Raw genomic sequence first — 13,511 nt, 5'->3', positions numbered from 1 at the left:
GCGATTGCACGTACTGCTCGACGTACGCTTTGCCTTCCAGCTTGCGCCGCATGGTCTCCAGCGCCTGGCCAAGATCGCCGATCTCGTCGCTGCGCCGCTTCGGCGGCGGCACCGGTTCACCGGCGCTGACCGCGCGCGCATAGCGGCTGAGCTGGCCCAGGCCGTTGGTCAGCCACATCGTCACCAGCACGCCCACCAGCGCCGACAGGCCGATCAGCCACGCACCGCGCTCGATGATGGCGCGCTGGCTGGCGGCAATGAACGGATCGATGCTGCGGTTGGGCTGGGCCAGGCTGAGCACGCCGATCAAGGTGCTGCCATCGACCGGGTCGTACACCGGCGCGGCCACGTGCATCACCGTATTGCTGTCATCGCCCGGCGTTTCCGGGCTGGAGCGCGCACCGTATTCGCCGCGCAGGGTGCGATAGACATCGTTCCAGCGCGAATTGTCGCGGCCCACGTCGCGGCCCAGCGAATCGTAGATCACGATGCCCTTGGCGTCGGTGATCGTCACCCGGTAGTCCAGCGCACGCTTGGGGAAGCGCCAGACCATCGCCTTCAGGTCGCGCTGCCGGGCCTTGGCCAGGTTGCGGGTGAAAGTGCCGTTGCGGATGGTGCCGGCCTTGACGTCGGCGGCGGCCATCTCCGCCAGCACGTTGGCCGCATCCACCAGGGTCGATTCCATCGCCTGGCGCACGCCCGGCTTCACTTCGTTGACGAACACGCGCATCACGAAGAACGCGGCGATGCCAACGATCAGGAAGAACCCCAGGAACAGTTTCAGGACCAGACGCACGCGTCAGACCTCCAGGGCGTAGCCGAGGCCGCGATGGGTGCGGATCGGCTCACCGCTGGCGCCGGCCGCACGCAGCTTGGCGCGCAGCGTCTTGACGTGGGTGTCGACGGTGCGGTCGGCACTGTCGGCGGCGCTGTCCCAGCCACGGTCCATCAACTGGGCACGGCTGAGGATCGCGCCGGGGCGCTGCAGCAGCGCTTCCAGCAACGCATATTCATAACGGGTCAGATCCAGCGCGTTTCCCTGGAAGCGGATGCGGCGGCCTTCGCGGTCGATGGCGAAGGCACCGTGTTCCTGCCAGCCGGTCTCGGCGCCCGGGGCGGCCGGAACGGGCGTGGCACGCCGCAGCCGGGCACGCACCCGCGCCACCAGCTCGCGCGGCGAGAACGGCTTGGCCATGTAGTCGTCCGCCCCCAGCTCCAGGCCCAGTACGCGGTCGAGTTCGTCGTTGCGGGCGGTCAGGAAGATCACCGGCACCTGCGCCACCGGCCCCGGCAGGGCCCGCAGCCGGCGGCAGACCTCGAAACCACTGAGGTCCGGCAGGCCGACATCCAGCACCACCAGGTCGATATCGCCGGCCTGCAGCTGCTGCAGCGCCTGCCCGCCCAGCAGGCAATGGCTGGCGGCATAGCCTTCGCTGCGCAGCGCATAGAGCACGGTTTCGGCGATGGCCGCTTCGTCTTCGACCACCAGGACATGGGTAACAGGGGCTGTCATGGCGCGCAGCATAGCCGCTGCGGCCCTTGCCCCGTACACTGCCGCCCATGAACTATCGCCACGCCTTCCACGCCGGCAACCACGCCGATGTCCTCAAGCACATCGTGCAGCTGGCCCTGATCGACAGCTTCAAGCGCAAGGACAGCCCGTTCTTCGTGCTCGACACCCACGGCGGTGCCGGCCGTTACCTGCTGGCCAGCGAAGAAAGCCGCAAGACCCTGGAAGCCGAATCCGGGGTCATGCGGCTGATGGCCCAGCCCAAGCTGCCGGAGGTGGTCGAGCGCTACCTCAAGGCGGTGCAGGCCGACAATCCGGTCGGCGCGATGATCGCCTACCCCGGCTCGCCGCTGCTCAGCGCGCAGGCCATGCGCCCGCAGGACCGCATGGCGGTGTGCGAGCTGCAGGAGGACGAAGCCGCGTCGCTGAAGACCCTGTTCGCCCATGACAGCCGCGTCGGCGTGCACCCCGGTGACGGCTATGCGCTGCTGCGCTCGCTGCTGCCGCCCAAGTCCAACGGTGCCAAGATCGGCCGCGGCCTGGTCCTGATCGACCCGCCCTACGAAGCCCAGGATGCCGAGTACCAGGCGATCCTTGCCGCGCTGGCCGAGACCCTGGCGCGCTGGCCGCAGGCCACCTGTGCGGTCTGGTTCCCGATCAAGCAGCGCCGCACCATCCTGCATTTCCTGCGCAAGGCCACCGCACTGCCGGTGAAGTCGGCGATGACCATCGAGTTCCTGGTCCGCCCGGACGACTCCCCGCTGCGCCTCAACGGCAGCGGCATGCTGGTGCTCAATGCTCCCTGGCAGTTCGACCGCGTGGTCGGCCCGGCCCTGCCGGCCCTGCGCCAGCATCTGGGCGAGCCTGGCGCCAGCACCCGCCTGGACTGGCTGAAGACGGCCGAATAAGGGCCTTCACGAGGCTGTACGACCGTGAGCCTTTCGTTCACGGAATGCAGCCCCGGTGATGACACAATCGATGGACCACCAAGGAATCACCCGGTATGGCCACTCGCAACCGCATGCCGCCCTGGCATGAGATCTTCAAGGCTCCCAGCGGCCACGAGCTGCTGATCCGCCCCATCCGCCCGGAAGATGGCGCGCCGCTGCAGGCCGCCTTCAGCCTGTTCGGGCCGGAAGAAATCCGCGACCGCTTCCTGCAGTCGGTGACCGAGCTGTCGCCGGAAACCACCCAGCGCCTGACCCATCCCAACCCGAAGACCGAGATCACCCTGGTCGCCGCCGAGTCGCTGCCGGCCGGTGAGGCCGTGGTCGGCGCGGTGGCCCGTGCCTCGATCATCCCCGGTACCCGCGAAGCCGAGTACGCGATCCTGATCAGCCGCTTCCTGATCGGCCAGGGCCTGGGCCGCCAGCTGATGCGCAAGCTGGTGAAATGGGGCCGCGGCAAGTACCTGGACCGCCTGTATGGCGATGTCGCCGCCGAGAACGAGCCGATGAAGCAGCTGGCCGCCTCGCTGGGCTTCAAGCCGGTCCCCCATCCGAACGGGGCCGAAGGCCTGGTGCGGATGGTGCTGGAACTGGACAACTGACGGCAGCGCCGGGCCCTGCCCGGCACGCGTTCCGGTAGTGCCGGCTACTGTGGCCGGCTCCACCGATTCCCCGCAGCATCATGAGCTGCCGGCCAGCGGCCGGCACTACCCAGCGGGCTTCGATCGGGCTTCTGCTAAAATCCGCGGTTCATGTCGCGTACTCAATACCCCGCCCCGCCGCTGCCACGTGCCGGCCAGCTTCGCGCCTGGTGGCGCGCCCCCGCCTCGCCCACTGCCCTGGCCTGGTATCTGGCCCAGGCAGCGCGCACGCATGACGCCCCGATACTGGTGGTGGCCCGTGACAACCACGGTGCCAACCAGATCGAAGCGGATCTGCATACCCTTCTGGGAGGCGACCCGAGCCTGCCGGTGGTGGCGTTCCCGGACTGGGAGACGCTGCCCTACGATCGCTTCAGCCCGCACCCGGACATCATTTCGCAGCGTCTGTCGGCCCTGCACCGCCTGCCCACGCTGAAGCGCGGCCTGGTGGTGGTGCCGGTGCAGACCCTGCTGCAGCAGCTGGCTCCCCGCAGCTATGTCATCGGCGGCAGCTTCAATCTTGAAGTCGGCCAGCGCCTGGACCTGGAAGCGGAGAAGCGTCGCCTGGAAAGCGCCGGCTACCGCAACGTGCCGCAGGTGATGGACCCGGGTGATTTCGCCGTGCGTGGCGGCCTGCTTGACGTCTACCCGATGGGCGCCGACGAGCCGCTGCGGGTGGAACTGCTGGACGAGGACATCGATTCAATTCGTGCGTTCGATCCGGAAAGCCAGCGCTCGCTGGACAAGGTCGAGGCGGTGCACATGCTGCCCGGCCGCGAAGTACCGATGGACGACGCCAGCATCGCCCGGGTGCTGGYGACCCTGCGCGAGCGCTTCGACGTCGATACCCGACGCAGTTCGCTGTACCAGGACCTGAAATCGGGCCTGGCCCCGGCCGGCATCGAGTACTACCTGCCGCTGTTCTTCGAGCGCACCGCCACCCTGTTCGACTACCTGCCTGCCGGCAGCCTGCCGGTGGTCTGTGTCGGTGCCGCTGAAGCGGCAGAGACCTTCTGGACACAGACCGGTGAGCGCTACGAGCAACGCCGCCATGATGTGGAACGACCGCTGCTGCCACCGTCGGCGCTGTACCTGTCGCCGGACCTGCTGCGCGAGCGTTTGAACGACGCACCGCGCATCGAGGTATGGGCTGCCGATCACGCCCGCATCGCCGAGGCGCATGCGCTGGGCGACCAGCCGTTGCCGCCGCTGCCGGTGGCCGCGCGCGAGGCACCGGCGGGTGACGCGCTGAAATCCTTCCTCGGCCATTACCCTGGCCGCGTACTGATCGCCGCCGATTCGCCCGGCCGTCGCGAGGCCTTGCTGGAAGTGCTGCAGGCCGCCGAGCTGAAGCCACCGGTGGTGGCCGACCTGCTGTCCTTCCTGGCCAGCGACGAGCGCTTCGCCATTGCCGTGGCGCCGCTGGAAGACGGCTTCGCCCTGGATGCGCCGCACATCGCGGTGCTGACCGAGCGCCAGCTGTTCCCCGAGCGCGCCGGCAGCACCCGTCGCACGCGCCGCGCCGGACGAGAGCCGGAAGCGATCATCCGCGATCTGGGCGAGCTGACCGAAGGCGCGCCGATCGTGCACGAGGACCATGGCGTCGGCCGCTACCGCGGACTGATCGCGATGGACGTCGGCGGCATGCCCGGCGAGTTCCTCGAAATCGAGTACGCCAAGGGCGACCGCCTGTACGTGCCGGTCGCACAGCTGCACCTGATCAGCCGCTATTCCGGCGCCTCCGCCGAAACCGCGCCACTGCATTCACTGGGTGGCGAGCAGTGGAGCAAGGCCAAGCGCAAGGCCGCCGAGAAGGTGCGCGATGTGGCCGCCGAGCTGCTGGAGATCCAGGCCCGCCGCCAGGCGCGTGCCGGACTGGCACTGCAGGTGGACCGCGCGATGTACGAGCCGTTCGCCGCTGGTTTCCCGTTCGAGGAAACCCCGGACCAGCTGGCCGCCATCGACGCCACCCTGCGTGACCTGGCCAGCAGCCAGCCGATGGACCGCGTAGTCTGCGGCGACGTGGGTTTCGGCAAGACCGAAGTCGCGGTGCGTGCCGCATTTGCTGCCGCCAGCGCCGGCAAGCAGGTGGCGGTGCTGGTGCCGACCACGCTGCTGGCCGAACAGCATTACCGCAATTTCCGCGACCGCTTCGCCGACTATCCGATGAAGGTCGAAGTATTGTCGCGCTTCAAGAGCACCAAAGAGATCAAGGCCGAGCTGGAGAAGGTCGCGGCCGGCACCATCGACGTCATCGTCGGTACCCATCGCCTGCTGCAGCCGGACGTGAAGTTCAAGGACCTGGGCATGGTCGTCGTCGACGAGGAGCAGCGCTTCGGCGTGCGCCAGAAGGAGGCGCTGAAGGCACTGCGCGCCAACGTGCACCTGCTGACCCTGACCGCCACGCCGATTCCGCGCACGCTGAACATGGCCATGGCCGGCCTGCGCGACCTGTCGATCATCGCCACCCCGCCGCCGAACCGGCTGGCGGTGCAGACCTTCATCACCCAGTGGGATAACGCGCTGCTGCGCGAAGCGTTCCAGCGCGAGCTGGCGCGCGGTGGCCAGCTGTATTTCCTGCACAACGACGTGGAGAGCATCGGCCGCATGCAGCGCGAGCTGTCCGAGCTGGTGCCCGAAGCGCGCATCGGCATCGCCCATGGGCAGATGCCCGAGCGCGAGCTGGAAAAGGTGATGCTGGACTTCCAGAAGCAGCGCTTCAACGTGCTGCTGTCGACCACGATCATCGAATCGGGCATCGACATCCCCAACGCCAACACCATCATCATCAACCGTGCCGACCGCTTCGGCCTGGCCCAGCTGCACCAGCTGCGTGGCCGCGTCGGTCGATCGCACCACCGCGCCTATGCCTACCTGGTCGTGCCCGACCGTCGCTCGATCACGCCGGATGCGGAAAAGCGCCTGGAAGCGATCGCCTCGATGGACGAACTGGGTGCCGGCTTCACCCTGGCCACCCACGATCTGGAGATCCGCGGCGCCGGCGAACTGCTGGGCGAGGACCAGAGCGGGCAGATGGCCGAAGTGGGCTTCAGCCTGTACACCGAGCTGCTGGAACGCGCAGTGCGCAGCATCAAGCAGGGCCATCTGCCCGACATCGATGCCGGCGAAGAAGCGCGGGGTGCCGAGGTCGAGCTGCACGTGCCGGCGCTGATTCCGGACGACTACCTGCCGGATGTGCACACCCGCCTGACGCTGTACAAGCGCATTTCCAGCGCGCGCGACAGCGATGCGCTGCGCGAGCTGCAGGTGGAGATGATCGACCGCTTCGGCCTGCTGCCGGATGCGGCCAAGAACCTGTTCGCCATTGCCGAGCTGAAGCTGCAGGCCAGCACGCTGGGCATCCGCAAGCTGGACCTGGGCGAGAACGGTGGCCGCATCGTGTTCGAATCCAAGCCGAACATCGACCCGATGGCGGTGATCCAGCTGATCCAGAAACAACCGAACCTCTATGCCATGGACGGTCCGGACAAGCTGCGCGTCAAGCATCCGCTGCCACTGCCCGAAGACCGCTTCAACGCCGCACGCGCGCTGCTGCTGACCCTGGCCCTGCGTTGATCGATATCCAAGGTTCCGGTCCGCCGCGGGCGGCAGACCGGCGCCCTTTCCGTTTCCTGCGCCCGCGACAAGGAGTGTTGCCGTGAATCGTTTCGCCCCCCTTCTGCTCGCCACCAGCCTGGGCCTGCTGGCCGCCTGCCACAGCGGCATGAGCAACCGCGATTACCTGCACGAGAATGTCGCCAGCTGGAACGGCACGGTCAGCATGGTCGAGCAATGGACCAACGGCCCGAACGGCGAGTCCTTCCATGCGTCGCTGCAGGACGGCAAGAGCATGCAGCAGCATCGCTTCGGCCTGAAGAACGCGCACAAGGAAATCGCCGACCGGCTGGTCTTCGTCCAGCAGTTCACCCATGGCAAGGACGCCGATGCACTGCACCAGAACCTGCTCGATTCCCTGAAGAGCACCGAACAGATGTTCGCGGTGATGGAACAGCTGGCTGCCCTGCCCGATGGCTATAGCGAAGAACAGGTCGCCCCGCTGCTGGAGACCCTGGATGAGGCCGTGACCAGAATGGACGAAGACATGCAGACCCTGAGCGACGCGCAGGACGCCTTCGCCAAAGCCCATCGCATCCACCTGCAGACCACCGGCTGAGCCACGCCGCCCCGGTTGCCGATGCGGCCGGGGCCAAATGCTGCATGCGACTGAACGCACAGCCCCACGCGGGACCGTCGATGCCCCCCGCGTGACACTGATGCGGGTACCCTATGCGCCGCCCCGGCCCGCTCTCGCGGGCCTTTCCGTTTCCTGCGCAGCTTCGTCGCGCCGCCAGTTCCGATGCCCCAGCCCAGACCTCCCGACCTCCTGCACGCGCAGGCCTGCCTGATCGACGCCCTGTCGATGTCGCTGCAGATGCGTGATGCCTATACCCGCCACCACTGTGACCGCGTGGGCCTTCTTGCGCAGCACCTTGCCCTGCACTGCGACCTGGATGAGGACGCCTGTGCGCAGGTCGGCCTGGCCGCGCGCTTCCACGACATCGGCAAGATCGGCATCCCCGACGAGGTACTGCTGAGCCCGCGCCGGCACAGCGACGAAGAGCGCGCGATCATGCGCGAGCACCCGGTGCGCGGCGAGCACATTTTCCTGGCCACCGGTCGCAGCGATGCGGCACCGGTCGCTCGCCTGATCCGCGCGCACCATGAAGCGTTCGACGGCAGCGGCTATCCCGATGGCCTGCACGGCGAGGCCATTCCGCTGGGCGCCCGCATCGTCACCATTGCCGATGCCTACGATGCAATGACCAGCGTGCGCCCTTACCGCGCGGCGATGGAGCACGAGACGGTGCTGCGGATCCTCGATGAGCAGGCCGGTGGCCTGATCGATCCCTACGTGCTGCAGCGTTTCCACGGCATGCTCAGGAACGAGCCGGCGCTGCTCTGAGTTGCACACCGCGGAGACTGCCTGCGGGCCTCTCTAGGTACTTTTGGCGCGGGCGCGGGACCTCAATGGAATCCCAGCAACCGCACTGAAGCCAATCCCGCTCAGCAATCCAAAGAAGCCGCCGACCGGGAAGCAGAAGATGAGCCCCCAACCAAGGTCCATCAGCAGAATCTCCAGGTAGCCATCTTCCGGCGGCCAGGCGGCCCGCAGCATCAGCATGATGCCGCCGATCAGCGTAGCGCCAACGCAGACCGATACCCAGCTCAGGCGTCGGCGCCAGCGAAGCAGCCCGATCCAGGGCCCGCAGAGCACTACCGCGAATGCCATCGACACCATCACTTCGTGAAGTGATGCAGCCAGCCGGACGAGATAGTACGGGGTCCTGCCAAGTGTCAGCGCGAACAAGACCACCACCACCACCAGGCCCACCCAGGGCGTGATCGCGCCAATGGTCATCGCCAGCCAAAAGGGCCGGCGGTGCCCGCACGTCGGCATCGGCGCGACCGCTGCAGCAGGTAACGTGTTGCTGGATTCGTATAAATTGAAGCTCATGACCGTCCCTGGGCCCCGTGCAGGGCGTGCGCAGCGCGCGCATCCTAACGCATTCATTGCAGCCGATGGCGATGTAGGCAGGCGGAAACAGGAAGGCCCGGAATTCGCCGGGCCTCCTGCATTACTGCCGCATGCGATCGATTACCAGATCACCACGCGCTTGTCGTCGGCACGCACCATCGCATCGCCAGCCTTGCACTGGAACGCAGCCGCATAGGACGGCATGTTCGACGGCGCACCGTTGGCACGGAAGTTCGCCGGTGCGTGCGGATCGGTGTTCAGGCGCACGCGCAGCTCACCGTCGGTGAAGTTGCGACGCCACACGGTGGCCCAGTTCATGAAGAAGCGCTGGTCCTGGCTGTGACCGTCCACCTCGACGTTCGCCTTCGGGTTCTCCTTCAGCGCCATCTGCAGGGCATCGTAGGCCACGGTCAGGCCACCCAGATCGCCGATGTTCTCGCCCAGGGTCAGCTTGCCCTTCACGAACACGCCCGGCACCGATTCATAGCCGTCGAACTGCGCGACCAGCTGGTCGGTTCGTTCGGTGAAGGCCTTGCGGTCGCTGTCGGTCCACCAGTTGTCGAAGTTGCCGTTGGCGGCGAACTGGCTGCCCGAGTCGTCGTAGCCGTGCATCATCTCGTGGCCGATGACCGCACCGATGCCACCGTAGTTCAGCGCCGGATCGGCCTTGGCATCGAAGAACGGTGCCTGCAGGATCGCCGCCGGGAACACGATCTCGTTCTTGGTGGCGTTGTAGTAGGCGTTGACGGTCTGCGGGGTCATGCCCCACTCGGTCTTGTCCACCGGCTTGCCGATCTTGTCCAGCATGTATCGGTAGTTGAACGCACGCGCTGCCTGCATGTTGCCCAGATAGCTGTCACCGTTGGTCTGCAGACCCGTCCACTCACGCCACTTGTCCGGGTAACCGATCTTCGGGGTGAAGCTGGCCCACTTTTCCAGCGCCTTCTTCTTGGTTTCCTCGCCCATCCACGGCAGCTGCTCCAGGCGCGCCTTCAGCGCCACCGACAGGTTCTGCACCAGATGCTGCATGGCCTCCTTGGATTCGGCCGGGAATACCGCGTCCACGTACAGCTGGCCCAAGGCTTCGCCCATGCCGCCGTTCACCGACTCCAGCACACGCTTCCAGCGCGGCTGCATTTCCTGCTGGCCGCGCAGGGTCTTGCCGTAGAACTCGAAGTTGGCCTTCTCGAACTGGCTGCTCAGGTACGGCGAGGCATCGTCGATGGTGTGGAAGCGCAGGTAGGACTGCCAGGTTGCGGCCGGGACGTCGGCCAGCATCTTGTCCATTTCGCTGAAGAAGCCCGGCTGGGCCAGCGAGAACTTCTGTGCAGCCGGCACCTTCAGCGTGTCGAACAGCGCGGTCCAGCTGAAGTTCGGGGTCAGCTTGTCCGCATCGGCGGCGCTGAGCGGGTTGTAGCGCTTGGCCGGGTCACGCATTTCGATACGCGACATCGAGGCCTTGGCCAGGCGGGTCTCGAACGCCATCACCGCCTTGGCCTGTTCGGCAGCCTGCGCCGCGTCCACGCCGGACAGCGTCAGCACCTGCCCGATGTAGGCCACGTAGGCGTCGCGAATCTTGGCCTGCGCGTCGTCGAAGTAGTAGCCCTTCTCCGGCAGGCCCAGGCCGCCCTGGCCGACGTAGGCGATGACGTTGGCCGAATCCTTGTAATCGGCATTGGCGAACAGCGAGAACAGCACGCCCTGGCCCTGCGCCTGGCTGTCGCGCAGGTACTGGGTGATGGCGGCGGTGTCGTTCAGCGCAGTGATCTTGTCCAGCGTCGGCTGCAGCGGCGCCAGGCCGGCAGCCTCGATCTTCGCTTCGTCGTTGCCGGTCTTCCAGATGTCACCGATCTTGGCTTCCACCGAGCCGGCCTTGGCCTGGCTGGCCGCGGCCTGCTGCACCAGCGCGTGCTGCACTTCCAGCGAGCGCTCGCGCAGGATCTCGAAGCTGCCCCAGGTGGTCTGGTCGCCCGGCACCGGGTTGGCTTTGAGCCACTTGCTGTTGACGAAGCCGTTGAGGTCGGTACACGCGGCGATGGACGGATCCAGATCGGCGCTGTTGAGGCTGATCAGCGCGGTCTTGATCTGCGACTGGTCGAACGCCGGCTTGGCGGCGTCGGCAGCGGGCGCGGTCTCGTTCTTGCCACAGGCGGCGAGCGAAGCGGCGATGGCGATGGTCAGGCCCAGCGGGACCAGATTACGGACGTTCATGGCGTGTCTCCAACGGCGAATCGTCCAGCGTAGCCGCTGCGGCGATGGTGGGGACCGGCCAAAGGTCACAGGGGGAACGCCCGTGGTCGCAACCGGGTAGGTGCGGACCGTTGGTCCGCACACACCCAGCAGGGGAATACCCACCAACGGTGGGTATCTACCGCGCCTTGCCCTGGTTGGCCACGGCTTCGGCGGCCTTGCGTGCCGCTTCCGGGTCACCCAGGTAACGGAACGACTTCACGGTGAGGTCGTCGTTCAACTCGAACAGCAGCGGAATGCCGGTCGGGATGTTCAGCTCGAGGATTTCCTCGCGCGAGACGTTGTTGAGGTACTTGTACAGCGCGCGCAGCGAGTTGCCGTGGGCGGTGACCAGCACGGTCTTGCCATCCTTCAACTGCGGCGCGATGGCGTCGTGCCAGTACGGCAGCACGCGGTCGAGCGTCGTGGCCAGCGATTCGGTGCCCGGCAGCGCGTTGCGATCCAGCCCGGCATAGCGGCGGTCGTGGATCGGGTGGCCCGGATCTTCCAGGTCCATCGCCGGCGGCGGGATGTCGTACGAACGGCGCCACACCTTGACCTGGTCCTCGCCATGCTTGGCGGCGGTCTCGGCCTTGTCCAGGCCCTGCAGGCCACCGTAGTGGCGCTCGTTGAGGCGCCAGGACTTGTTCACCGGCAGCCAGTCCTGCTCCAGCTCGGCCAACGCACCCTGCAGGGTGTGGATGGCGCGCTTGAGCACGGAGGTGTGGGCGACGTCGAACTGCAGGCCTTCCTCGCGCATCAGGCGGCCGGCGGCAGCCGCTTCCCGGCGCCCCTGCTCGGTCAGGTCGACATCGACCCAGCCGGTGAAGCGGTTGTCCAGGTTCCACTGGCTCTGGCCATGGCGCAACAGTACGAGTTTACGGGTCACTGCAGGGTCTCCAACGCGAGGAAAGGCAGGCGGCCATTGTAGCCCCGGCGCCCGCTCACCGCGCCGTGGCGGTGTGGATGTCATCCTGTGGCCGATGAATACACTGATCGACCCCGGGCGCTGGGAAGGCAGCGTCAGCGCCGCCCGCGAACAGCAGAAGCAGCTGGCCACCCGCGTGCAACGGCAGGACCGGCTGCCCGCTACCGTGCGCTGGCTGGCCGGGCTGGATGTCGGCTTCGAGGAAGACGGCGCGATCACCCGCGCTGCGGCCGTGTTGCTCGACGCGGACACCCTGCAGCCGGTGGCGCAGGAAATCGCCCGCATCCCCACCGTGATGCCCTATATCCCGGGCCTGCTCAGCTTCCGCGAACTGCCGGCGCTGCTGGCTGCGTTGGCGTTGCTGCCGCGCGCACCGGACCTGGTGTTCGTCGATGGCCATGGCATCAGCCATCCGCGCCGGCTGGGCATTGCCGCACACCTGGGCGTGGTGACCGACCTGCCGAGCATCGGCGTGGCCAAATCGAAGCTGGTGGGCCGCTTCATCGAGCCCGACCCTGAGGCCGGCGCGCACACGCCGTTGCTGGACGGCGGCGAGCAGCTCGGCTGGGTACTGCGCAGCAAGCTGCGCTGCAAGCCGCTGTTCGTCGCCGGCGGGCATCGGGTCAGTGCCGATACCGCGCTGGCCTGGGTGCAGCGCACGCTGCGCGGCTATCGCCTGCCCGAGCCGACCCGGCTGGCGGATCGGCTGGCCTCGCGGCGCGACGAACAGAGGTAGCGCCGGGCACCGGCCGCCACACCCGCTTCAGCGATGCACGTGACCGCGATGGCCCTGCGCATCGGCAGCTGCATGATCGTGCCCGGCGTGATCGTCGTCCTTGGCCGCTGAAGGCTGGCCACAGGCTTCACCGCAATGGTCAGCTTCGATCTGCAGGGTCACGTGTTCGATGCCGAAATCGTCGTGCAGGCGATCACCGAGTTCGCGACGAAGGCGGTCGGCGTCGTCGCCTTCGCGCATCACGATGTGCGCGGTCAGTGCCGGCGTGCTGGACGCCAGCGCCCACACGTGCAGGTCATGCACGTCCAGCACTGCGTCGTGGTCGGACAGGCGGTCGCGGACCCTGGCCACGTCCATGCCCTTGGGCACGCCTTCCAGCAGCACGTTGATGGCCTCGCGCATCAGCACATACGTGCGCGGCAGCACCCACAAACCGATCAGCACGGCCAGGATCGGGTCGATCGGCTTCCAGCCGGTCCATTGGATCAGCAGCGCGCCGGCGATCACCGCCACCGAGCCGAGCATGTCGGCCCACACTTCCAGGTAGGCGCCCTTCACGTTGAGGCTCTCGCCGCTACCGGCCTGCAGCAGGCGCATGGAGATCATGTTGATCACCAGGCCGACCGCGGCAATCACCAGCATGCCGGTGGAGGCGATCTCCTGCGGTTGGCGGAAGCGACCGATGGCTTCCCACAGGATGTAGCCCGCAACCACAAACAGCATTGCACCGTTGATCATCGCGCCCAGTGCTTCAAGACGTGCATAACCGTAGGTGCGGCGCGCGTCCGGCGGGCGCCGGCTCAGCCGCACGGCCACCAGCGCGATCATCAGCGCCAGGGTGTCGGTAGCCATGTGCGCGGCATCGGACAGCAGTGCCAGACTGTTGGTCCAGAATGCACCGACCACCTCCACGACAAGGAAGGTGGAGGTCAGGCCGAGCGCCCACCACAAGGGTTTCTCGTGGCGGATCTCGGATGGCAGGTG

The 13,511-nt window shown here is 67.1% G+C and carries 12 protein-coding genes; 6 read left to right on the top strand and 6 right to left on the bottom strand.

What is annotated here, in order from left to right; translation table 11 throughout:
• Nucleotides 1-796: two-component system sensor histidine kinase CreC (gene creC, locus AB4Y84_RS02890; RefSeq protein ID WP_442249747.1), on the bottom strand; the 796-nt coding region annotated here is incomplete at its 3' end.
• Between the two features lie 3 nt (nucleotides 797-799).
• Nucleotides 800-1,525: a two-component system response regulator CreB gene (creB, locus tag AB4Y84_RS02885; RefSeq protein WP_442243778.1), complete on the bottom strand. Its 726-nt coding sequence runs from the start codon at nucleotides 1,523-1,525 to the stop codon at nucleotides 800-802.
• Between the two features lie 35 nt (nucleotides 1,526-1,560).
• Between creB and AB4Y84_RS02880 the strand changes: the two genes are divergently transcribed.
• From AB4Y84_RS02880 to AB4Y84_RS02860, 5 genes are all read left to right on the top strand, one after another.
• Nucleotides 1,561-2,418: a 23S rRNA (adenine(2030)-N(6))-methyltransferase RlmJ gene (locus tag AB4Y84_RS02880; RefSeq protein ID WP_442243779.1), complete on the top strand. Its 858-nt coding sequence runs from the start codon at nucleotides 1,561-1,563 to the stop codon at nucleotides 2,416-2,418.
• Between the two features lie 95 nt (nucleotides 2,419-2,513).
• Nucleotides 2,514-3,059 (top strand): GNAT family N-acetyltransferase, encoded by a 546-nt coding sequence (locus AB4Y84_RS02875; RefSeq protein ID WP_025879325.1) that lies wholly within the window; start codon nucleotides 2,514-2,516, stop codon nucleotides 3,057-3,059.
• A 150-nt stretch (nucleotides 3,060-3,209) separates the two neighbouring features.
• On the top strand, nucleotides 3,210-6,674 hold the full coding sequence (gene mfd, locus AB4Y84_RS02870; protein ID WP_442249746.1) for a transcription-repair coupling factor: 3,465 nt from the start codon (nucleotides 3,210-3,212) through the stop codon (nucleotides 6,672-6,674).
• 82 nt (nucleotides 6,675-6,756) lie between these two features.
• Nucleotides 6,757-7,272, top strand: a complete 516-nt coding sequence (locus tag AB4Y84_RS02865; RefSeq protein WP_313248711.1) for a hypothetical protein — start codon at nucleotides 6,757-6,759, stop codon at nucleotides 7,270-7,272.
• Nucleotides 7,273-7,455: 183 nt separating this feature from the next.
• Complete coding sequence (locus tag AB4Y84_RS02860; protein ID WP_394195804.1) at nucleotides 7,456-8,061, top strand: HD-GYP domain-containing protein; 606 nt, start codon at nucleotides 7,456-7,458, stop codon at nucleotides 8,059-8,061.
• 33 nt (nucleotides 8,062-8,094) lie between these two features.
• Here the strand turns inward: AB4Y84_RS02860 and AB4Y84_RS02855 are convergent, their stop codons facing one another.
• From AB4Y84_RS02855 to gpmA, 3 genes are all read right to left on the bottom strand, one after another.
• Nucleotides 8,095-8,613: a hypothetical protein gene (locus tag AB4Y84_RS02855; RefSeq protein WP_442243780.1), complete on the bottom strand. Its 519-nt coding sequence runs from the start codon at nucleotides 8,611-8,613 to the stop codon at nucleotides 8,095-8,097.
• Nucleotides 8,614-8,754: 141 nt separating this feature from the next.
• On the bottom strand, nucleotides 8,755-10,845 hold the full coding sequence (locus tag AB4Y84_RS02850) for a M13 family metallopeptidase (protein WP_394195808.1): 2,091 nt from the start codon (nucleotides 10,843-10,845) through the stop codon (nucleotides 8,755-8,757).
• Nucleotides 10,846-11,002: 157 nt separating this feature from the next.
• On the bottom strand, nucleotides 11,003-11,752 hold the full coding sequence (gene gpmA, locus AB4Y84_RS02845) for a 2,3-diphosphoglycerate-dependent phosphoglycerate mutase (protein WP_025873769.1): 750 nt from the start codon (nucleotides 11,750-11,752) through the stop codon (nucleotides 11,003-11,005).
• A gap of 94 nt (nucleotides 11,753-11,846) precedes the next feature.
• On the opposite strand from gpmA, the gene nfi reads away from it, so the two are divergent.
• Nucleotides 11,847-12,527 carry a deoxyribonuclease V gene (nfi, locus tag AB4Y84_RS02840; RefSeq protein ID WP_025873770.1) on the top strand — a complete coding sequence of 227 codons (681 nt, stop codon included), beginning with the start codon at nucleotides 11,847-11,849 and terminating at the stop codon, nucleotides 12,525-12,527.
• Nucleotides 12,528-12,554: 27 nt separating this feature from the next.
• Here the strand turns inward: nfi and AB4Y84_RS02835 are convergent.
• On the bottom strand, nucleotides 12,555-13,511 hold a 957-nt coding region (locus tag AB4Y84_RS02835), incomplete at its 5' end, for a cation diffusion facilitator family transporter (protein WP_442249745.1).

This window comes from Stenotrophomonas sp. 2YAF22, assembly GCF_052114665.1.
GTDB lineage: Bacteria > Pseudomonadota > Gammaproteobacteria > Xanthomonadales > Xanthomonadaceae > Stenotrophomonas > Stenotrophomonas indicatrix.
This window is presented reverse-complemented; position numbering and strand designations above follow the sequence as displayed.

Coding starts and splice junctions, on each gene's coding strand:
- nfi (WP_025873770.1), top strand. CDS start 11,847: ATGAATACACTGATCGACCCCGGGCGCTGGGAAGGCAGCGTCAGCGCC.
- AB4Y84_RS02860 (WP_394195804.1), top strand. CDS start 7,456: ATGCCCCAGCCCAGACCTCCCGACCTCCTGCACGCGCAGGCCTGCCTG.
- AB4Y84_RS02875 (WP_025879325.1), top strand. CDS start 2,514: ATGGCCACTCGCAACCGCATGCCGCCCTGGCATGAGATCTTCAAGGCT.
- creB (WP_442243778.1), bottom strand. CDS start 1,525: ATGCTGCGCGCCATGACAGCCCCTGTTACCCATGTCCTGGTGGTCGAA.
- AB4Y84_RS02850 (WP_394195808.1), bottom strand. CDS start 10,845: ATGAACGTCCGTAATCTGGTCCCGCTGGGCCTGACCATCGCCATCGCC.
- AB4Y84_RS02880 (WP_442243779.1), top strand. CDS start 1,561: ATGAACTATCGCCACGCCTTCCACGCCGGCAACCACGCCGATGTCCTC.
- AB4Y84_RS02855 (WP_442243780.1), bottom strand. CDS start 8,613: ATGAGCTTCAATTTATACGAATCCAGCAACACGTTACCTGCTGCAGCG.